The organism is Pseudoalteromonas sp. 19-MNA-CIBAN-0066, assembly GCF_040308705.1.
In the GTDB taxonomy this organism is placed as follows: Bacteria; Pseudomonadota; Gammaproteobacteria; order Enterobacterales; family Alteromonadaceae; genus Pseudoalteromonas; species Pseudoalteromonas nigrifaciens.
The window spans coordinates 99,382-118,949 of sequence record NZ_JBEONZ010000003.1 but is presented as its reverse complement, the minus strand read 5'-3'; the positions used below and the strand labels follow the sequence as shown (position 1 = coordinate 118,949).

Here is a 19,568-nt window from a genome sequence, read left to right as displayed (position 1 = left end):
TTGATTTAGATTGTCGTTTGAAAATTAAATGTTATAAAAACAATAAAAATAATGATCACAATAATAATAAAAATAAGCTTACTATTAGCCCTATTAGTTGCCTCGCATAGCCTATATGCCTTAGAGGCAACTTTTAACTTAAATTTAAATACCGTTGCAGTTACGGCAAGCGCAATAATTGTGCTTGTTTTATGCTACATGCTAACGGTTATATATAAACTTAAGCGCTCGCGCTATCAACTTATGCTTTCTGAACAACGCTTAAAAAGCACTGTTGAAGGCAGTGGCGATACCCTTTGGGATTGGAATATAAAAACCGGTAAAGTACTTCGTATTAACGATAAGTACTTAATGGATTCAATATTATCAACAGAGTTTCCACCTAATAAAAGCCTTATTCACCCAAGCGACATTACCCAAGTAGAATATTTACTTAAAAAACACTTTGCTCAGCAAACTCCTTTTTTTGAAGCGACTTATCGGATTAAAGATCATTTTGGCGGCTGGCTCTGGGTACTCGATCGCGGCAAAATAATAGAAAAAGACACCAACCTTAGTCCCTTACGCATGACAGGCACAGTGCGCGACATTTCACAATTAAAGCTAACCGAAGAGCGTTTAAACCTTTTTGCAAAATGCGTTGAATCGCTAACCGATGCCCTGGCTATTTACGATAAAAACTTTAAGTTAGTGGATATTAACCCCAGCTTTTTAACCTTATTTGGTGGCGTGCGCGAGCAGTATCTTAAAAAAGATTTTAATTTGCCCGGCTACGATAAAAGTTACATTAACACCATTAAAAAAACCGTATACCAGCGAGATAGCCTGCAACAAGAAGTTAAATTACGCAATAGTGCACATGTTTTATTGCCCATAGAAATTTCGATTGATGAAATTAGAAATGATCAAAACCAAATAACTAACTATGTCGTTGTATACTCTGATTTAACCGAGCGTAAAAAAGCCGAATCGCAACTGCATAACCTCTCCAATAGAGACCGCACCACCAACCTGCCTAACCGTAATTTGTTTTTTACCGACTTACAAAAATTAGGGCAACTAAACTCGCACCATGCTTTGTTAGTTTTCGACTTAGATAACTTTAAAAAAATAAATGACTCTTTAGGGCACCAACTAGGTGACAGCTTATTAGCTAAACTCGCTATGCGGCTAAATAAGCTCACTCGCGAAAATGACGTGTTTTATCGTTTAGGCGGCGATGAGTTTGCACTGGTAATGTCTGATACTAACGACATATATACGATTACCCGCACCGCTAAACAGTTTTTAGCGGCTATTGCTACGCCTTTTAAAATGGCCGGACATGAGCTTGCCATTACCTCAAGCGTTGGCATTGTGTTGTTCCCTGAAGATGGTAATACCCCAGAGCTACTATTAAAAAATGCCGACACAGCTATGTACCACGCTAAAAAGAAAGGTAATAGTTATCTGTTTTTTAATGACACCATGAACCGTGAAGCCGTAAAGCGCCTGCAAATAGAAAACCTAATGCGCTTTGGTTTAAAAGAAAATCATTTTGCCGTGTATTACCAACCAAAAATGAATATTCACACCGGTAAACTTGTGGGAATGGAGGCATTAGTACGCTTTATCACGCCTAAAAAAGGCATTATTAGCCCGGGTGTTTTTATCCCAATAGCAGAAGAAACAGGGCAAATAATAGAAATTGGTGAAGTGGTTTTAAATAAAGCCTGTCGCGATGTAAAAGAGTGGCTTGATGCGGGCTTATTTAATGGCAGAGTTGCTGTGAATTTATCGGCAAAGCAATTTAGTTTACCCGACCTAACAACACGTATTGATGTGATTTTACAAAAAAATGCATTGCCCTCTTACTTTTTAGAGCTAGAAATTACCGAAGGCACGGTAATGGACGATCCTAAAGATGCTATCGCAATAATGTGCTCACTCAGCGCCCGAGGTATTCATTTAGCAATGGACGACTTTGGTACCGGCTACTCTTCGCTGGCCTATTTAAAGCAGTTTCCGCTTAATACGCTTAAAGTTGATAAAGCCTTTATTGATGACATGAAAAACGAGCGCGGCCGCAATATGGTCGACTCAATTGTTACTATTGCCCATAACCTTGACCTACATGTGGTTGCAGAGGGCGTAGAGCAAGCGTCGCAAATAGAAATACTCAAACAATTAAACTGTGAAACAGTACAAGGCTACTATTACTCTAAGCCGCTATCAAAAGATGAGTTTACCGAATTTTTAAAACTCCAGCACAGCAAGTCTGTACCTAGTTTAATTAGCCAGATTAAAAAAGTAGCTGTCACTAATTAAAGTTAAAAAACAGAAATAAAAAATTAAGGACGCCATATGCAAGGGTTAATGCCTACACTTCGCAGTAACGCACGGCGATAATGTAAATTAAACAAACACCATGCAACCGGCCCAAGTAAACCCGCTAACAACAGCCAACGCTTAACCGGCATGCCCTTTTTAATCGCCTCTAAATACATAATCGCTATAAACACTGCGCTTAATAAAACAAAAATCAAAGCAATACCTAAACCTGTAAAAACAAGCCGCGTATTTTAACCATAAAATGACTGTTTTTAAAGCTATGCACTTACTATTTGAATCTAAGCAATAAAAAAAGCCGAACAAGTCGGCTTTTTAATATAAATAATTAGGCGCTTACTTTTCAGCACGGCCCATAAATTTATGCTCTGCAGTATTGATACGAATACGATCGCCTGTAGAAATATGCTCAGGAACTGAAATATTTAACCCTGTAGACATACGCGCCGGCTTTGAGCGTGCACTCGCCGAAGCACCCTTAATAGATGGGTCGGTTTCTTCCACAACCAGTTCAACACTTGATGGCAAATCTAGGCCAACCGGTGCGCCATCTATTACAATAACGTGCACGCCTTGAGTTTCTTCATTTACGAACAAAATCTCTTCGCTAATCGCATCTTTACTTAGATTATATGGCGTGTAATCTTCGTTATCCATAAACACATACTCGTCACCATCAATGTACGAAAGCATAGCTTCACGACGAGTTAAATCAGCAAGTGTTAACATATCACTGTCTTTAAATGTTTCATCCACTTTGCTGCCCGTTACTACGTCGTATAAACGCATACGGTACAAACTACCACCAGCACGACCTTGTGGAACTGAGCGTACTATATCTTTTACAACTAAAACGCGACCATTAAAATCAATGGCTGTCCCTTTTTTAACTTCACTCGCCTTTGGCATGAATATATTCCTATTATTTTTGACTCTGAGAAACATACCACGAACTAGATTTTGTTCAACTAAAACTGCTTCAAAACCCCGCTATACCTTGGATTAACTCATAAAATTATGATTTTTACAAAAATACATATAATCAAACATTAAAAAAACTGTTATGGTAGTTTCATCGAGTATGACTTCAAGGAATGGATCATGGACCAACAAACTGTACATGAGTATTTAGTTAACAAACCACTAGTTAAAGTAACCCAACCTTTTTCTAAAGAAGTTGATGTTTACAAGGTAAACCATAAAATGTTTGCCACCCTTGCACTGGGTAATGATGATAATAACGACGCCAATGGCGAGCCTATTTGGTGGTTAAATTTAAAATGTGACCCCGACGAAGCACTAGCATTAAGAGATATGTTTACTGCAGTGATCCCTGGCTATCATATGAATAAACGCCTATGGAATACCATAATACTAGATGGCACAATCCCGCAAAATGAGATTAAGCGAATGATTGATAATTCATTTGATTTAGTGGTAGATAACATGCCTGAAAAAGATAAAAAAATTATCGCCGCCCATCTTTAAATACCCCATTTTATTTTAAATACGCTTGAAGTACTTCAAGCGTATTTATTACCAATATTTAGCCCCCCCTAAAGCTAAATTCAAACTTCCTGTTATATACCTCGATGCCAAAACACTTTTCAACACACAGCGTTTACCTTTAAATATCAGCAAGTACAAAAACCCACTTTCAAGCAGTAGACAATACTCTCTAAGGGTATGGTTTATTACTTATTCAAGTGATATTTAGTGAGTTTAATAATTTGAGTGGTTAGTAAACTTTTTAATAGGCTTTCGCTTAAATAATTTAGCCATAAAAAAACCGCATATAAAATGCGGTTTTTATTAGTAAATGCTTATTTACTTATTCTTTAGCACTTGGCGCTGCAGCATCGTCAGTGGCTTGCTCTGCAGGCTCTGACTCAACTGTTGGCTCTGTGCTTGGCTGAGCGGCATAAAACTTAGCACCTGACTCTGCCATTGCTACAAGGGTGTCGCAAGGGGTGAAAATTGCATTGCTACTGCCTAATGTAGACATATCTGAGCTTATCTTACTTGCGCCTAGTTTATCCATATAGCTAAATGGTCCGCCGAAGAACGGTGGAAAACCAATACCAAAAATAGCACCAATATCACCATCACGCGGGCTGGCAATAATGCCTTCGTCTAAACAACGAACCGCTTCATTTAGCATTTGTGCGATACAACGTTTGGCAATTTCGCTTTTATTTAAACGTGGAGCTGGGGTAACGTTTAGTAGTTCGTAAACTGACTCATCAACCTTTTTGCCTTTTTTATCGTACTCATAAAAGCCACGACCAGTTTTACGACCAAGGCGTTTTGACTCTATCATACGAGTAAATGCATCGGGTGCTTTAAAACGCTCGCCTAGCTCTTTTTCTAAAATTGGCGCAATTTTAGAACCAATATCAATACCCACTTCATCAAGTAATGCCAGTGGACCTACCGGAAAACCAAACTCAACTAAGGCTGCATCAATTTTTTCAATTGGCTCGCCTGCTAGCATTAAGTTAGCCGCTTCGTTTAAGTAAGGCGCTAAAATACGGTTTACATAAAAGCCGGCGGTATCTTTTACTACAATAGGTGTTTTACCTTGCTTGCGCGCAAAATTTACCACACGAGTAATGGTCTCTTTTGAGGTGCCTGCGTGTGGAATAATTTCTACCAGTGGCATTTTTTCTACTGGTGAAAAATAATGTAAACCAATCACGTTTTCAGGGCGCTGAGCTTGAGCTGCAATTTGCGAAATAGGTAATGACGAGGTATTACTTGCAAAAATAGTATTTTCTTGGCATTCACGCTCTATATCAGCAACCATGCCTTGTTTAAGCTCAAGATCTTCAAATACCGCTTCAATTACTAAATCTATATTTTTAAAACCGCTGTAATCGGTAGCGCCTGTAATACGGCTCATTGTTAGCTGCATATCGGCTTTAGACATAATACGGCGCTTTATGCGCTTATCTAAAATTTTATAGGTGTAGCTCATTGCATTACTAATGCCCTGCTCTGCTACATCTTTAATACGTACCGGTACTTTAGCTTTAACGGCACTTACGTGCGCAATACCTGCGCCCATTAGTCCGCCACCTAACACTGCGGTTTTGTTAATTGCTGGTGCGTCGCCGTTGCGCCAGTCTTTTTTCATTTCTGTGGTTGCAAAAAACACACTGCGCAGCGCTTTTGATTCGTCGCTCATTACCAGCGTTGCAAAGCTTTCCGCTTCGGTTTTATACGCTTTTAGCTTATCGAGCTCTACGCTTGCACGTACTGCTTTAATAATTAAAAGTGGCGCAGGGTAATGTCCGCCCGTTTGTTTAATGACGTTTTCTTTTGCTTTTTTAAAGATAAAGTTACGGCCAAACGGATTTGATTCTAGCAGCTTGCTCACGGTGTCGAGTTTTGGCTCTTTAGCTGGTGCTTTGCCTTTAGCGGCAAATTCTTTCGCTACTTTTAATAGCACGCTATGTGGTACGCAATCATCTAATACACCGGCTTTTTTAGCTTGCTTTGCACGAATTTGCTTACCAGTTAGCATCCATTCTAAGCCTTTTTGAATGCCAATTATTTTAGTTAAACGCTGAGTACCGCCACCGCCAGGTAATAAACCTAATTGCACTTCTGGCAAACCAATTATGGTAATACCACTGTCGGTGCCTACGCGATAATCACAGGCTAGTGCAAACTCTAATCCACCACCTAAAGCAGCGCCATGAATAGCACTAACCGTAGTGAAAGGTAGGTTTTCCATGTCAAAAAATGCATGGTGACATAACTCGCTAATAGCTAAAGCATCTTCACGCTTTTGCACACTATCAAGCATTTTAACGTCAGCGCCAGCAATAAAGTTATCACTTTTACCACTAATAAATACCATGCCTTTTACAGACTGCTGTTTAGCTTCGGCTAGTAAGGCTTTTAAATCATCGGCAAAACTACTGCGCAGGGTATTCATTTTTTCGCCCTGCACATCTATAGTTACTACGGCGATTTTATTTTCATCAACCGTTAAATTAAATACTGAATCTGACATTACGCACTCTCCAATACAAAAGCTGCACCTAAACCACCTGCAGCACAGGCTGTTGTTAATGCTAAACCGCCACCACGACGCTTAAGCTCGTATAAGCTTTGCGTAATTAAGCGAGCACCGGTTGCTGCAAATGGATGTCCATAAGCAAGCGATCCACCTAATACGTTAAACTTATCCATGTTAATTTCGCCAATCGCTTTGCTGCGACCTAAGTGCTCTTGCGCAAACTTATCTGAGGCAAACATTTTCATGTTAGCGAGTGTTTGCGATGCAAACGCTTCGTGCATTTCTATTAAGTCTAGGTCGGCAAGGGTAATACCCGCTCTATCTAGTGCGATAGGCGTGGCATGAGCTGGACCCATAAGCATATCTTTTTCAACACCAATGGCTGAAAACGCAAAACTGCGTACATAACCAAGGATTTCGTAACCCAGTGCTTTTGCTTTGCTTTCGCTCATCATTAATACCGCAGCTGCACCGTCGGTTAAAGGGGTGGCGTTTGCTGCAGTTACTGTACCGTGTTGGCGGTCAAATACTGGCTTAAGCTTAGCGTAGCCTTCAACCGTTGAGTTTTTACGAATGTTGTTATCTTCTTCAATAAAGCTTTTATATGGCGGTAAGTGCGCCGTCATTACTTCATCTTTTAATTTTCCATCTGCCCATGCTTGGGTTGCTAATGAATGCGAGCGATGCGCTAATGCATCTTGATCTTCACGGCTAATGTTATGTGTTTTAGCCATTTGCTCAGCAGTTTGCCCCATTGAAAGGCCTGTTGAGTACTCTGCAACTGCAGGAGGCACTGGCAATAGATCTTTTAAACGCAACTTTGAAAATATTTTTAAGCGCTGACCTAAGGTACGCGCTTTATTTAAATCAACTAAACTGCCAGCTAATTTTTTGCTCACGCCAATGGGTAGTACCGATGAAGAATCGGCGCCACCAGCAATACCTACAGTAACAGAGCCGGCCATAATAGACTCAGCAACGTTGGCAATAGCCTGAAAACTAGTCGCACAGGCACGTGATACTGAATACGCATCAACCGATACCGGCATGCCAGTACCTAATACAATTTCGCGTGCTATATTTGGTGCTTCTGGCATTTGTACTACCTGACCAAATACAAGTTGATCAATTTCTGACTTGTTGAAATTTAATCGCTCAAGCATTTCGTTAACCACAAGTTTACCCATATCAAGTGCAGGTACATGGTGGAACGCTGTTGCTTGCTTGGCAAAAGGTGTACGTAGGCCGCTAACTATGGCTATACGATCGCCTTTTTGTGTTTTAAGTATGTTTTGCTCAGACATTAATTATGCTCCCGCTGACAGGTCTGACCTGTTTGTTTTACTCGATTCTAAACAACCCGTGTACTAAAGCCAATAGATAAACTGAAATTTATCGATTAGTAGGCAAATAAAATTCTCTAAGACCTACTATATAAGTACTACAATAGGCTTTTTTAGACGCATTTACAAAGTTTTGTGATAGGCTAAAAGTCGTTAATAAATAACGAACTATTTTTAAAAATACAGTCTAACTCTTGAGTTATCCAATTTTAAACCTTATAACTAGGTCAGTATTTCGTACCCAAATAACTTTGGTATTATTCCAGCTGACGAGGACAGTCTATTTATTATGGCAGCTAACGCATTTTCACAATTAAAAACGTACTTAGATACACAAATTATTGGCCAGCCAGAGCTTACTCAAGCGCTACTTATTACCATTTTAGCTGACGGCCACTTATTAGTAGAAGGCCCTCCTGGCCTTGCAAAAACGCGCGCCGTAAACGCCTTAGCTAAAGGCATTGAAGGCTCGTTTCAGCGGGTGCAATTTACGCCCGACTTGCTCCCTGCCGATATTACTGGTACTGATATTTATCGTCAGCAAACCAGTGAGTTTGTATTTGAAAAAGGCCCACTGTTTCATAATCTTATTTTAGCTGATGAAATAAACCGTGCCCCAGCTAAAGTACAATCAGCCTTATTAGAAGCCATGGCAGAGCGCCAAGTAACTGTGGGTAAAAATACTTATCCGCTAAGTGACTTATTTTTAGTAATGGCCACACAAAACCCGCTGGAGCAAGAAGGCACTTACCCGCTACCTGAAGCGCAGCTTGACCGTTTTTTACTGCATTTGAGTATAGGTTACCCCGGCGCAGAGCACGAATTAGACATACTGCGTTTAACCCGAGGCGAAGCATTAAACGAGCAACCAGCAGTAATGCAAAAAATTAGTCAAAGCGATTTATTTGCCGCTCGTAAAGCTATTTTAGGCCTTTATTTAGCACCACCACTTGAGCAGTATTTAGTACAGCTTATTATAGCTACCCGTGAAGGCGCTAAGTTAGATGCACAACTAGGTAGCTGGATTGAGTTTGGTGCCAGCCCACGTGCCACTATTGCTCTTGATAAATGTGCCCGTGCGCATGCTTGGTTGCAAGGCCGCGATTTTGTAGCGCCCGACGATATTCAGGCAGTAGTACATAATGTATTGCGCCATCGTATTATTTTAAGTTACGAAGCCCAAGCCGATGGCATTACTAAAGATCAGGTAATTAGCCGTATTGTTGAACTTGTAGCCGTACCGTAACTTATGCAAACACCATTAGATCCCCAAGCATGGCTTGCACAAAGCCATAGCCACGGTGTTAATTTAGCGCTTAAAGAGCTGATGTATTACAAAGCCAAAGCGCAATTGCTAGAGCTGGCTCCTAAAGTAAAAATTAAAAACACCTTAACCGGGCAATACCTTGCGCCGCATAAAGGCCGTGGTATGGAGTTTGCCGAAGTACGCCACTATCAACAAGGCGACGATATTCGCTCTATTGATTGGCGTGTAACTGCGCGCACTGGCGAAACACACACTAAGCTTTTTCAAGAAGAGAAAGAGCGCCCGGTGTTTATTTTTACTGATTTTTCAAACTCGATGCTATTTGGCTCGCAGTTGTTATTAAAATCGGTGCAAGCCGCGCACATTAGCGCATTAGTTGCTTGGTCGGCCTGCCAACGTGGTGACCGTATTGGTGGCATTGTATTTAATCAGCACTCTCATTTAGAACTCAAGCCCAGCGCCCGTGAAAAAGCGGTATTAAAGCTGTGTCATAATTTGTGTGATAGCCACCAGCAAGCCCTTAACGCAATTGACGAGCAAGCCACTAACAACTTTAGCGATAACTTAAAGCGCCTTAACCATTTGGCTAAACCCGGTAGTTTAGTGTATTTAATTTCTGACTTTAATGCCCTAGACGACGCCAGCTTTAAACAGCTCGAAATACTAAGCCGTCACTGCGAGCTAATTGGTTGCCACATAAGCGATCCATTTGAGCATCAGTTACCGGCATTTAAACAAGCCGTTACAGTAAGCGCCAATGGCCAAGACTTTGCCCTACCACTTATGGATAGTAGTTTTAGAGCTCGCTTTGCTAAAAATGCCGAACAGGCATTTAGCACACGCTTTAATCGCTTAACTAAATCGGGTCTTAATTTAATATCATTCAATGCAGCCACACCGCTTGAGCTGCAATTAGTGAGAAAATAACCATGCAAACGTCTCCACTTGATGGCCTACACGACATAATAGCGCCAAGCCAAGTAAATTGGTGGCCACTTGCCCCTGCTTGGTGGGTTATTATTGCCGTTTTGTTATTGCTGCTAAGCGCCGCAATTTATATGGCTTATAAGCGTTATAAATTTAAACAACCAAAACGCTTCGCGGTTAATTTAAGCCAACAGCACACTGATCCTCAGCAATTACATATTATTTTAAAACGCTTAGTCATCGCCTATTACGATAAACGCCTTGCTACGCAATCTACCAAGCAGTGGTGTAATACGCTTAATACACTAACCGGATTAAGTTTTAGTGAACAAGAAATTCTCAGTGTTTATAATCTTGAGCAAAACAATAGCGCGCTAGAAAATAAGTTTCGCCAAGCAATTAAGCAATTTAAGTTAAAGGAAGTGGTTAATGTTTGAATTTAGCTGGCCATGGCTGTTTATATTACTCCCCCTGCCTTTATTACTATTATTACTAAAACCGGCTGTAAACAATGCGCACACTCGACTGCGGATCCCAAGCTTTGCCAAACATAACTTAACCAGCCAAAGCGTTGAAGCTCATGCACGGCGCTTAACTCCGTTCGAGTGGGTTATATGGCTATTACTGGTAATAGCTGCGGCAAACCCTACTTGGTTAGATGATCCTATTTCAATGCCAAACGAAGGCCGCGATATAATGCTGGCGGTTGATTTATCAGGCTCTATGACCGAGCAAGACATGGCTTACAATGGCCAATATGTTGACCGCTTAACTATGGTTAAAGCGGTATTAACTGATTTTATAGAGCAGCGCCAAGGCGACAGGCTCGGCCTTATTTTATTTGGCGACACCGCCTTTTTACAAACCCCCCTTACGCGTGATGTAAAAACCGTAAGTAAAATGCTTTCTGAGGCACAAATTGGTTTAGTTGGCCGCGCCACTGCCATTGGCGATGCTTTAGGGTTGTCGGTAAAACGTTTTGCAAACAAAGATAAAAGCAATCGTATTGTGGTGCTGCTAACCGACGGGCAAAACACTGCGGGTAATTTAAAACCCGAAGAAGCCCTACTGCTTGCCCGCGATGCTGGTATAAAAGTGTATACCATTGGCGTTGGCTCAGATAATCCTCGTGGGTTTAGTTTATTTAATATGGGCGGTATGAGCGGCGACACAATAGATGAAGGGTTATTAAAACGCATAGCCGAGCAAACTGGCGGCTTGTACTTTAGAGCTAAAGATGTAGCCGGTTTACAGCAAATTTATGCCGAACTAGACAAATTAGAGCCCATTAGTGTAGATGAGCAAACCTTTCGCCCGCAAAGCTCATTATTTTACTTGCCGTTATTAATCGCTATTTTGCTAATTAGCTTAAAAGTAATGTTAACAACCCTGCGCGCAATAAAGGAGCCTAACTAATGGATTTTGAATTTATTCGCCCTGCTATTTTATGGTTACTTATACCCGCAGCTGGGTTATTTTTTGTTGCCTTAATTAAGCGCAAAAAAGCCAGCAATGAGCAGCTAATTGCACCGCATTTAGCACAGTTTATTATGAGCGACGCAAGCACTAAAACTAACCAGCCACTTTGGTTACTAGCGCTATTTTGTAGCTTAGGGATTATATTTAGTGCCGGCCCCAGCTTTGAAGAAAAACAAGTACCTGTGTTTCAAAGCAAAAATGCTCGCGTTATTGTTATGGACATGTCGTACTCTATGTACAGCACAGATATTTTGCCAAATAGATTAATGCAGGCGCGTTTTAAAGCCCTCGATATGATTGATTTATTTAAAGAAGGCGACACAGCGCTAGTAGCCTATGCAGGCAGTGCTTATACCATTTCACCGCTAACCAACGACGCCACTACACTTGAAAACCTAATACCTAGCTTAAGCCCAGAAATAATGCCCGACAAAGGCTCTAATGTTTTAGCTGGCCTTGATATAGCAAAAGAGCTATTAGGACAAGCCGGTTACCTAGACGGCGATATTATTTTAATAACCGACGGCATTGATCAGCAAGAGCAAAGTGAGGTGAGCACCTTTACTAAAAACACCCAATACCGATTAAATATCTACGGTGTAGGCACCGCCCAAGGTGCGCCAATTAAACTACCCGAAGGCGGATTTTTAAAAGACCACTACGGGCAAATTGTAGTGCCGACTATTAATACCAGCCAGCTAAAAAGTTTAGCTACAAACAGCGGCGGTAAATTTGCTAGTTATCAGCCAAGTAGCGCCGACATTGCTGTTTTTGCACCTAGCGCTAATGGTGAGTTGTTAAAAGATGAAAAACAAAACCATGCGCTTTGGCGTATAGACGCCGGTATTTATGGCTTATTACTGCTACTACCTTTAAGCCTTTATTTATTTAGACGTGCGGCTTTGCTGAGTGTGTTTTTAGTGTTTAGCTTTTTACCACAGCAAAATGCGTATGCCGTAGAGCTGCCCACAGTTTTAAAAAACACCGATCAGCGAGCGCTTGATGCTTATAACAATAAAGATTATGAGCAAGCAATAACAGCCCAATCGAGCCAATTAAAAGGCGCTGCGCTTTATCAGCAAGGGAACTTTGAGGCCGCGGTTAATCAATTTAGTGATGATAAATCGGCAACCGGTTTTTATAACTTTGGTAACGCACTTGCTAAAGCGGGCAAGCTAGAGGAAGCAATTAATGCTTATCAACAAGCTCAAGCATTACACCCTAACTTTACACAAGCCGCAGACAACCAAGCACTGGTTGAGCAATTACTGAATCAGCAGCAAGAGCAACAAAACCAAGGCGGTGACGAATCACAAGACGGGCAAAAAAGTGATGAGCAAAACCAACAGCAAAATTCTGATGAAGCCAAGCAAGATCAGCAACAAAATGATGAGCAAGGCGAAGCGCAAAGCGACAGTGAAAAAAACAGTGACGATAAATCGGATAAAGACTCTGAGCAAGCACAAGAGCAAGCTGATCAACAAAATAAACCTGACATGCAAGCTGAGCCGCAAAACGAGCAAAGTGAAAATCAACCAGCCGAACAGCCAAATGATAACGCTGAGCAACAAAGTGAGCCACAGGCTGCAAACGAACCTGTGCCCGACGAGCAACAACAAACTGCCGAGCAACAAGCGCAAGCAGTACAAGCCAGTGAGCTGACTAACGAAGAAAAAGAACAAGCACAGCAGCTTAATCAGTTACTGCGAAAAGTGCCCGACGATCCCGCTATTTTATTACGGAACAAAATGCAATTAGAAGCCCAAAAAAGACAATATCAACGTCGCCCCACAGGAGTAGAAAAGTCATGGTAATGCGATTATTTTGCTGTTTATTGCTATTAAGTGCGATGCCATTGATGGCTGCCACCAAACTCGAAGCCAGTGTAAATAAAAACCCGGTGTTAGCGGGTGAGTTTTTTATTCTTAATATTACAGTAGACGACACAATTAAAGATGAACAACCCGATACCTCAATGCTGTTAAAAAGCTTTGTGGTTGGCCCTACTAGCTTAAGTACTCGCACCAATATTATAAATGGCAGTATGAACAAGCAAACTACCTGGTCAGTTAAACTAATGACCCGCCGTGAAGGTGAATACACTATACCGTCGTTTACTGTTGCAGGGCTTAGCTCGCAGCCTATTACTTTAAAAGTAGCCAAGCGCGCAGCTGATGCCGATAAAAATAACGATATATTTTTAAAAACATCGCTCTCAAGTAAATCTTTGTTTGTACAAGAAGCCGGTGTTTATACGCTTAAACTTTATTTAGCCAAAGAGCTACTCGACGGCAGTTTAGGCACGCCTAGCATGGAAAATGCACAACTTAGCCAACTAGGTAAACAAACGGAAGATTATGAACTGGTTGACGGTAAACGTTACTTAGTCATTACTCGAGAGTATTTAATTCAGCCGCAAAAAAGTGGTGACTACACTATTGCCGGCCCAGCTTTTCAAGGCCGTGTGCAACAAAATTACCGCCAGTTAGAAGTATCGGCACTTGGCAATGATCAGCAAATAGAAATAAAGCCTATTCCAAGTAATTACAATGGCGCTTGGCTGCCTAGTGAGTTAGTAAGTTTAGATGAGCAATGGCAACCAGAGGATAATACTGTTGAGGTAGGCACTCCTATCACACGCACAATTACCTTAACGGCACTTGGTGTAACCAAAGAGCAACTCCCCGAAATATCAATGCCCGACATTACAGGGATCCGTAGCTACCCAGATCAAAAAGAAAATAACAATGCGGTGCGTAATGGCCGTGTAGTATCGCAGCAAATTGCCTCTTATGCTTTATTACCACAAACACCCGGCACCTATACGCTGCCCGAAATAAAACTGCCTTGGTATAACACTAAAATAAATCGTATTAGCTTTGCTACTTTACCAGAGCGCACTATTACTGTGATCCCTAGTAGCAATGCTGCTAATCCTGTGGTTATAAATGATTCGCAAAATACCAATAACCAAGCAGCAGGACAAAATAGTATAGATGCAACTAATCCGCTGCAAGTACAAAGCTCAACACCATTATGGTTAATAATTGTTGCTGTACTGGGCTATTTATTATGGATTGTGACTGCAATTTTTTATTGGTTAAGCCGTTCTACTCATAATGCGCATGTAGCAACTACAACTGACAAAACACCCGCGCTGCCTAGTTTGAAAAACTTATTACATGCAGCAAATAAAAACGATGCAAAAATGTTTTATAGCGCATTAAATATATATGCAAAAACAGTAACTAAGCAAAATATGGGCGCTATTGATACTTTATGCCGTGCTATTAATGATGCAGAACTAACTAATAACGTGATGCAGTTACAAACACAATTATACAGTAATAAAAAAACAACCAGCGATCTTACAGCTATAGTTAAATTACTTAAAAAGTATCAGGCTCAAACATTAAAGTCGCAACAAGCTGTATTAAAAGACCTTTACCATTAAATTTTAATGCGTATAGGCCTTTTATTACATTAAATAATATTTAACTAAAAAAAGAACTTATGTTTGGAAATAAAAAATCGAATAATCAGGTCTTAATTGATATGGCACAAAAGCAAAAGCGCTACGAAGCCTTGGTTCATGTTTACCATAAAGAGCTTTACCGCTTTGCCTATTGGTTATGCCGTGATCCACACATTGCCGATGACTTAGTACAAGAAACATTTTTGCGTGCCTGGCGCTCGCTCGACTCTTTACTGGATCAAAAAGCAGCAAAGTCGTGGTTACTTACGATTTTACGTCGCGAAAACGCGCGACGATTTGAGCGCAAACAATTTGATTATAGCGATATAGAAGATGAATTATTGGTTGATGAAAGCAGCCACTCTTTAGACGATGAAATGGAGCAAACTGTTATTCAGCGCCAAATTGCACTCTTGCCTGATGAATACAAAGAGCCGTTATTACTGCAAGTAGTAATGGGCTGCTCAGGCGAAGAAATTGCAAATATACTCGATTTAAATAAAAACACGGTAATGACACGTCTATACCGTGCTAGAAACCAACTTAAAGAGGCTTTAAGCCGTGATGATGAGCAACTTAAAGGGGCATCAAAATAATGGATGAGCTTGAGTTTCGTCGCCGCACTATTGCGCAGCCAAACGATATTGACAATGAGCTTACCGAGTTTGCTAAAGACAACTCAGAGCGACAACGGTTTATTAACGACATGAAAGATTTCGATAAATATTTACAAAGTGCAGCTAATGACGTTCCGGTACCTGAAAACCTAGCCGAGCGAATTCTTTTAAACACCTCTTTAAAAGAAAAAGCACAGCAACAAGCGCAAATACCGGCTAATAAAAACGTTATTGCATCGCGATCGCGCTTTAAGTTTGACCGAGTACATTTAGCCCTAGCCGCTTCGTTTGTTGTTACTATAAGTGCATTCTTTTTTAGTTCTGAGCAAAATACCTATGGCGCAGGTGAGCATGCTTTAGCCCACGTTTATCACGAAATAAATTCTCTCGATAAAACACAAGCAATTAGCCTGCAAAGCGTGAATGAAAAGCTCGCCTTACTTGGCGGACAATTAAGTGAGCTACCCGGTAAAATTACTTACGCTATGTTTTGTGACTTTAAAGGGGAGAAAGGCATACATTTAGTGTTTGAATCTGACTTTGGCCCTATGACGGTATTTATTGTGCCAACTAAAAATAAAGTGTTTGAAATGGGCTCTGATGACTTTCATGATGACAGATTTGAAGGCCATATTAATAGAGGCCAACAAGCCGATACCGTATTAATTGCCAGCTTAGGTGCGCCGGTGAATATGTATAATGAACGTGTTTCTGGCGCTATTCGCTGGCTGTAACCTTGTAGCTTCTCGCACCGCTTAGACCAGCTAAGCGGTGCGCTTAATGTTTAGTAATTTACTCCTGCCCCTTAAATATTACCAACCAGCCAACTGATTTTTAAAGTAAATAATATTTCTATAGGTATAATCGACACTTTATTTTATTTAAGGATTTTCATGAAGAATTTTGTCGTTATTTTATCTTTGTTGGCCTTGCTAATGACTGCAAGCTTTGATGCACAAGCACGTAAAAAGTTTGGTAGTAGCAAACGTGGTAAAACTCCAGCTACGCAACAAACCGCACAAAAGCAACAAACAGATACCAAGGCAGTTGCGCCTGCGGCAAAGCCAGCATCTAATAAAAAAGGCATTATGGCGGGTGTATTTGGTGGACTGCTTGCTGGTGGCTTAATTGCTGCTATGTTAGGTGGTGATTTTGAAGGGTTTCAGCTGCTAGAGATGATTTTACTTGCGGGTGCAGCCTTTATAATATTTAAACTTGTTCGTGGCTTTATGCGCGCAAGGCAGTCGCCTCAACTGGCCAGTGCTGGCATGTCACAAAATGCATTTAAACAAGCACCTATTGAGCATGAACAAACAACAAGTACAGGATTTGCTAATAGTACTGCGCACGGCGACGATGTGCCTTTTAACTTACCGCCTGGCTTTGATACAAACGGCTTTTTACAAGGTGCTCGTGAGCATTACCACACACTACAAAATGCGTGGAACGAAGCTGATTATCACACTATGGCTGAGTATTTAAGCCCTGAATTAGTGGCCGAATTTAAAGCAGAGCGCGAAGCAATTACAAGCGTAGCTACTGAAGTGATGTTTATAGATGCAGAACTAGTACGCGCAGATACGCTGACTGACAAGTGGCAAGTAAGCGTACGCTTTAAAGGTAAGTATCGCGATTTAGCAGATAAACAAGAACAACCTATTTTAGAAATTTGGCATTTAGAGCGTTTAACGCTTACTGATGCACCTTGGCTGATTGTTGGCGTTGAAGATTTAATAGACGCATAGGCTCTAAATACGAGGCAAAAATAAACCGCACTAACCTAAGGTTGTGCGGTTTTTTAGTTAAATAATTTAACTAACCTGAGCTCCGGATAATAAACTTATCTCAAGCAGCTGTTTTCAGCGCTAACTGCGTTGAATTTACTTGCAATAGGCCAGCTATTGACGCGTAAATTCGCCTTGTTTTCACTGAAAACCTCTGGCTAGAGAAAATAAAATTAAATATAACGATGATTCAATATGTTAGTAAATCTCTTAACCAGAGTTCAGGTTAACTATTATGATTTACATACGTCGGCAACTGCATTTGCAAAGTATTCAATATTTGCATCACTCACGCCCGCTACGTTTACACGACTTGAGCCAACAATATAAATGCCGTACTCTTTTTGTAGGCGAGTAATTTGCTCTTTATTAATTCCTAAGAAAGAAAACATACCGTGCTGACGCTCAATAAACGAGAAGTCTTGCGCTATGTCTTTAGTCGCTAGTGTTTCTTTAATTTGTGTACGTAAACCATTTATACGGCTACGCATTTCATCAAGCTCTTGATGCCACATTTGCGTAAGCTCAGTGCTGCTTAAAATTGTATTTACAATGTCAGCACCATGCGCTGGCGGCATTGAATAAATACTACGTACAACACTAAGTAATACTGAGTTTGAAATATCAGCAGTTGCGCTGTCTTTTGCAATTAGTGAACACGCACCAATACGTTCGCGGTAAAGACCAAAGTTTTTAGAACATGAAGAACAAATAATTAACTCTTCAACTGCGTCAGCTAAAATACGTAAACCACGTGCATCTTCTTCTAGTGAAGAGCCAAAACCTTGGTATGCAATATCAACAAGCGGCGTAAAGCCCACTTCTTTTGCAAGCTCAGCAACTACCTTCCACTGTGCTTCGTTTAAATCCATACCACTTGGGTTATGACAACACGCATGTAGTAAAACCACATCGCCTTTAGGCACTTGCTTAAGTGTGTTGATCATCTCATCAAATAATAAGTCTTTATTTTCGTAATCGTAATAAGGGTATTCTTTTACTGTTAAGCCCGCTGCTTCAAATAAGCTAATATGATTAGCCCATGTTGGCGTAGTTACCCACACTGTTGCTTTTGGATTACAACGCATAATAAATTCAGCAGCAACACGTAATGCCCCAGTACCACCTGGCGCTTGCGCCGTACGTACACGGTTAGCTAGTAATGTTTTGTGCTCACCTAATAGTAAGCTTTCCATTTTTTGGCAGTAATCTAAATTACCCGCTAAACCAATATAAGATTTGCTGGTTTCATTTTCTAAACGAAACGCTTCTGCTTTTTTTACCGCTTTAAGTACCGGTGTATTGCCTAGCTCATCTTTATAGACACCCACACCTAAATCAATTTTATTAGGGTTAGTATCTTGCTTATAGGCCGCCATAAGGCCAAGAATAGGATCTGTGGGTAATGGTTTTAATACTGAGAACATTGACTATCTCTTATCATTATTTAGGGGGTTGGTGTGAGCTTAAGCTTATCATAAAAACACGCTAGGTTGACTAGTGTTATTGGTACAAAAAAGTGAGGAATTTTAATACAGCATGCCATTAATACAGTTAATACCTTGTGCATGCAAAAAATCATTATTAAAAACCTCAACATAGTCTATTTTTGTTATTTAAACTAAAAATTGAGGAATTTTAATACAGCATGCAATTAGGACTGCGAGTACTTTTTCATCAAAAAAATCATTATGAAACGCCTCAGCATCAATAATTCCTACGCATTCACCACTCCTATTAAATAAAGGTAAGCACACCTCAGACTTAACCTTTGGGTCGCAAGTATAATACTCCCCTCCTTGGCTTAAGTATTGCTCAACATTATTAATAATACGGCCCGTTTTAGAGAGCGCAACTTGCACGTTGTTACTGCCCGCGGCAAAATCGGCTGTAAGCGGAAAAAGCGGCCTACTTGGCGCGCCATGATAAGCTAACTTTAAAAGCTGTTTACCCTGTGCAGTATCGTGAGTTTGATAAATACCATACCAATCAACCCCAGTTTGCTGCTGTATGTAGTTTACAATAGCCTGTAAGTTAGCAAGCTTAGTGTGCGTTTGCTCATTGTTAGTTACGTAAGTAGTTAACTTAAACGGTTCATCTTGCAGATAACCAAATAAACTACATGCTCCGCCCTCACCTAACTGTGGAATTTGATAATGCCAGCGAACTTCAGGCAAGCTAGTGCTTGCAAGTGCTTGCTCAAGCGCTGTTAGCTCTGCTGAAATTAAACGGGTGTCAGCACTGAGTTGTGCTTGTTGTAAATAGGAACTAATCATTTGGCCATCCATACTTCTATAGTGTGCAAATATTAGCATGGATTT

Annotated in this window: 17 protein-coding genes; 11 read left to right on the top strand and 6 right to left on the bottom strand. The window is 40.7% G+C overall.

The window, feature by feature from the left end; translation table 11 throughout:
• Nucleotides 1-51: 51 nt before the first annotated feature.
• Complete coding sequence (locus AAEZ18_RS03330) at nucleotides 52-2,307, top strand: sensor domain-containing protein (RefSeq protein ID WP_089367946.1); 2,256 nt, start codon at nucleotides 52-54, stop codon at nucleotides 2,305-2,307.
• Between the two features lie 23 nt (nucleotides 2,308-2,330).
• Here the strand turns inward: AAEZ18_RS03330 and AAEZ18_RS03325 are convergent, their stop codons facing one another.
• Both AAEZ18_RS03325 and efpL read right to left on the bottom strand, forming a co-directional pair.
• Nucleotides 2,331-2,525, bottom strand: coding sequence for a hypothetical protein (locus tag AAEZ18_RS03325; protein ID WP_011327659.1), 195 nt, complete (start codon nucleotides 2,523-2,525; stop codon nucleotides 2,331-2,333).
• 139 nt (nucleotides 2,526-2,664) lie between these two features.
• The gene (efpL, locus tag AAEZ18_RS03320) at nucleotides 2,665-3,237 is read right to left on the bottom strand and encodes an elongation factor P-like protein EfpL (protein ID WP_011327658.1); all 573 of its coding nucleotides are present in this window, start codon (nucleotides 3,235-3,237) and stop codon (nucleotides 2,665-2,667) included.
• 192 nt (nucleotides 3,238-3,429) lie between these two features.
• Between efpL and AAEZ18_RS03315 the strand changes: the two genes are divergently transcribed.
• A complete protein-coding gene (locus tag AAEZ18_RS03315; RefSeq protein ID WP_011327657.1) occupies nucleotides 3,430-3,816 on the top strand; it encodes an MmcQ/YjbR family DNA-binding protein in 387 nt (128 codons plus the stop codon).
• Between the two features lie 343 nt (nucleotides 3,817-4,159).
• On the opposite strand, the gene fadJ is transcribed toward AAEZ18_RS03315, so the two are convergent.
• Together fadJ and fadI are read right to left on the bottom strand one after the other, a co-directional pair.
• Nucleotides 4,160-6,349, bottom strand: a complete 2,190-nt coding sequence (fadJ, locus tag AAEZ18_RS03310) for a fatty acid oxidation complex subunit alpha FadJ (RefSeq protein WP_339685623.1) — start codon at nucleotides 6,347-6,349, stop codon at nucleotides 4,160-4,162.
• A complete protein-coding gene (gene fadI, locus AAEZ18_RS03305) occupies nucleotides 6,349-7,659 on the bottom strand; it encodes an acetyl-CoA C-acyltransferase FadI (protein WP_339685624.1) in 1,311 nt (436 codons plus the stop codon). Before fadI ends, fadJ begins: the two co-directional genes overlap by 1 nt.
• A 328-nt stretch (nucleotides 7,660-7,987) precedes the next feature.
• Between fadI and AAEZ18_RS03300 the strand changes: the two genes are divergently transcribed.
• The 9 genes from AAEZ18_RS03300 (at nucleotide 7,988) to AAEZ18_RS03260 (ending at nucleotide 17,208) form a co-directional block, all read left to right on the top strand.
• Nucleotides 7,988-8,944 (top strand): AAA family ATPase, encoded by a 957-nt coding sequence (locus AAEZ18_RS03300; protein WP_089367942.1) that lies wholly within the window; start codon nucleotides 7,988-7,990, stop codon nucleotides 8,942-8,944.
• A 3-nt stretch (nucleotides 8,945-8,947) separates the two neighbouring features.
• The gene (locus tag AAEZ18_RS03295) at nucleotides 8,948-9,892 is read left to right on the top strand and encodes a DUF58 domain-containing protein (RefSeq protein WP_086998270.1); all 945 of its coding nucleotides are present in this window, start codon (nucleotides 8,948-8,950) and stop codon (nucleotides 9,890-9,892) included.
• 2 nt (nucleotides 9,893-9,894) lie between these two features.
• The gene (locus AAEZ18_RS03290) at nucleotides 9,895-10,329 is read left to right on the top strand and encodes a DUF4381 domain-containing protein (RefSeq protein ID WP_011327652.1); all 435 of its coding nucleotides are present in this window, start codon (nucleotides 9,895-9,897) and stop codon (nucleotides 10,327-10,329) included.
• On the top strand, nucleotides 10,322-11,308 hold the full coding sequence (locus tag AAEZ18_RS03285; protein ID WP_011327651.1) for a vWA domain-containing protein: 987 nt from the start codon (nucleotides 10,322-10,324) through the stop codon (nucleotides 11,306-11,308). Before AAEZ18_RS03290 ends, AAEZ18_RS03285 begins: the two co-directional genes overlap by 8 nt.
• Nucleotides 11,308-13,185, top strand: coding sequence for a vWA domain-containing protein (locus AAEZ18_RS03280; RefSeq protein WP_182684495.1), 1,878 nt, complete (start codon nucleotides 11,308-11,310; stop codon nucleotides 13,183-13,185). Before AAEZ18_RS03285 ends, AAEZ18_RS03280 begins: the two co-directional genes overlap by 1 nt.
• The gene (locus tag AAEZ18_RS03275; protein ID WP_192532361.1) at nucleotides 13,179-14,825 is read left to right on the top strand and encodes a BatD family protein; all 1,647 of its coding nucleotides are present in this window, start codon (nucleotides 13,179-13,181) and stop codon (nucleotides 14,823-14,825) included. Before AAEZ18_RS03280 ends, AAEZ18_RS03275 begins: the two co-directional genes overlap by 7 nt.
• A gap of 101 nt (nucleotides 14,826-14,926) precedes the next feature.
• Entirely contained in the window at nucleotides 14,927-15,442 is a 516-nt protein-coding gene (locus tag AAEZ18_RS03270) for a sigma-70 family RNA polymerase sigma factor (protein ID WP_231613562.1), read from the top strand.
• Entirely contained in the window at nucleotides 15,442-16,197 is a 756-nt protein-coding gene (locus AAEZ18_RS03265; protein ID WP_011327647.1) for a DUF3379 domain-containing protein, read from the top strand. The genes AAEZ18_RS03270 and AAEZ18_RS03265 overlap by 1 nt, the downstream gene beginning before the upstream one ends.
• 159 nt (nucleotides 16,198-16,356) lie before the next feature.
• The gene (locus AAEZ18_RS03260; protein ID WP_089367937.1) at nucleotides 16,357-17,208 is read left to right on the top strand and encodes a Tim44 domain-containing protein; all 852 of its coding nucleotides are present in this window, start codon (nucleotides 16,357-16,359) and stop codon (nucleotides 17,206-17,208) included.
• A 272-nt stretch (nucleotides 17,209-17,480) separates the two neighbouring features.
• On the opposite strand, the gene AAEZ18_RS03255 is transcribed toward AAEZ18_RS03260, so the two are convergent.
• Together AAEZ18_RS03255 and AAEZ18_RS03250 are read right to left on the bottom strand one after the other, a co-directional pair.
• A complete protein-coding gene (locus AAEZ18_RS03255) occupies nucleotides 17,481-18,674 on the bottom strand; it encodes an amino acid aminotransferase (protein WP_011327645.1) in 1,194 nt (397 codons plus the stop codon).
• A gap of 189 nt (nucleotides 18,675-18,863) precedes the next feature.
• Nucleotides 18,864-19,523, bottom strand: coding sequence for a GAF domain-containing protein (locus AAEZ18_RS03250; RefSeq protein WP_089368942.1), 660 nt, complete (start codon nucleotides 19,521-19,523; stop codon nucleotides 18,864-18,866).
• Nucleotides 19,524-19,568: the final 45 nt, after the last annotated feature.

Bases quoted from the DNA above. Each gene is read 5' to 3' on its own strand.
- AAEZ18_RS03330 (WP_089367946.1), top strand. From the start codon at position 52: ATGATCACAATAATAATAAAAATAAGCTTACTATTAGCCCTATTAGTT.
- efpL (WP_011327658.1), bottom strand. From the start codon at position 3,237: ATGCCAAAGGCGAGTGAAGTTAAAAAAGGGACAGCCATTGATTTTAAT.
- AAEZ18_RS03315 (WP_011327657.1), top strand. From the start codon at position 3,430: ATGGACCAACAAACTGTACATGAGTATTTAGTTAACAAACCACTAGTT.
- fadJ (WP_339685623.1), bottom strand. From the start codon at position 6,349: ATGTCAGATTCAGTATTTAATTTAACGGTTGATGAAAATAAAATCGCC.
- fadI (WP_339685624.1), bottom strand. From the start codon at position 7,659: ATGTCTGAGCAAAACATACTTAAAACACAAAAAGGCGATCGTATAGCC.
- AAEZ18_RS03300 (WP_089367942.1), top strand. From the start codon at position 7,988: ATGGCAGCTAACGCATTTTCACAATTAAAAACGTACTTAGATACACAA.
- AAEZ18_RS03295 (WP_086998270.1), top strand. From the start codon at position 8,948: ATGCAAACACCATTAGATCCCCAAGCATGGCTTGCACAAAGCCATAGC.
- AAEZ18_RS03290 (WP_011327652.1), top strand. From the start codon at position 9,895: ATGCAAACGTCTCCACTTGATGGCCTACACGACATAATAGCGCCAAGC.
- AAEZ18_RS03285 (WP_011327651.1), top strand. From the start codon at position 10,322: ATGTTTGAATTTAGCTGGCCATGGCTGTTTATATTACTCCCCCTGCCT.
- AAEZ18_RS03280 (WP_182684495.1), top strand. From the start codon at position 11,308: ATGGATTTTGAATTTATTCGCCCTGCTATTTTATGGTTACTTATACCC.
- AAEZ18_RS03275 (WP_192532361.1), top strand. From the start codon at position 13,179: ATGGTAATGCGATTATTTTGCTGTTTATTGCTATTAAGTGCGATGCCA.
- AAEZ18_RS03270 (WP_231613562.1), top strand. From the start codon at position 14,927: ATGGCACAAAAGCAAAAGCGCTACGAAGCCTTGGTTCATGTTTACCAT.
- AAEZ18_RS03265 (WP_011327647.1), top strand. From the start codon at position 15,442: ATGGATGAGCTTGAGTTTCGTCGCCGCACTATTGCGCAGCCAAACGAT.
- AAEZ18_RS03260 (WP_089367937.1), top strand. From the start codon at position 16,357: ATGAAGAATTTTGTCGTTATTTTATCTTTGTTGGCCTTGCTAATGACT.
- AAEZ18_RS03255 (WP_011327645.1), bottom strand. From the start codon at position 18,674: ATGTTCTCAGTATTAAAACCATTACCCACAGATCCTATTCTTGGCCTT.
- AAEZ18_RS03250 (WP_089368942.1), bottom strand. From the start codon at position 19,523: ATGATTAGTTCCTATTTACAACAAGCACAACTCAGTGCTGACACCCGT.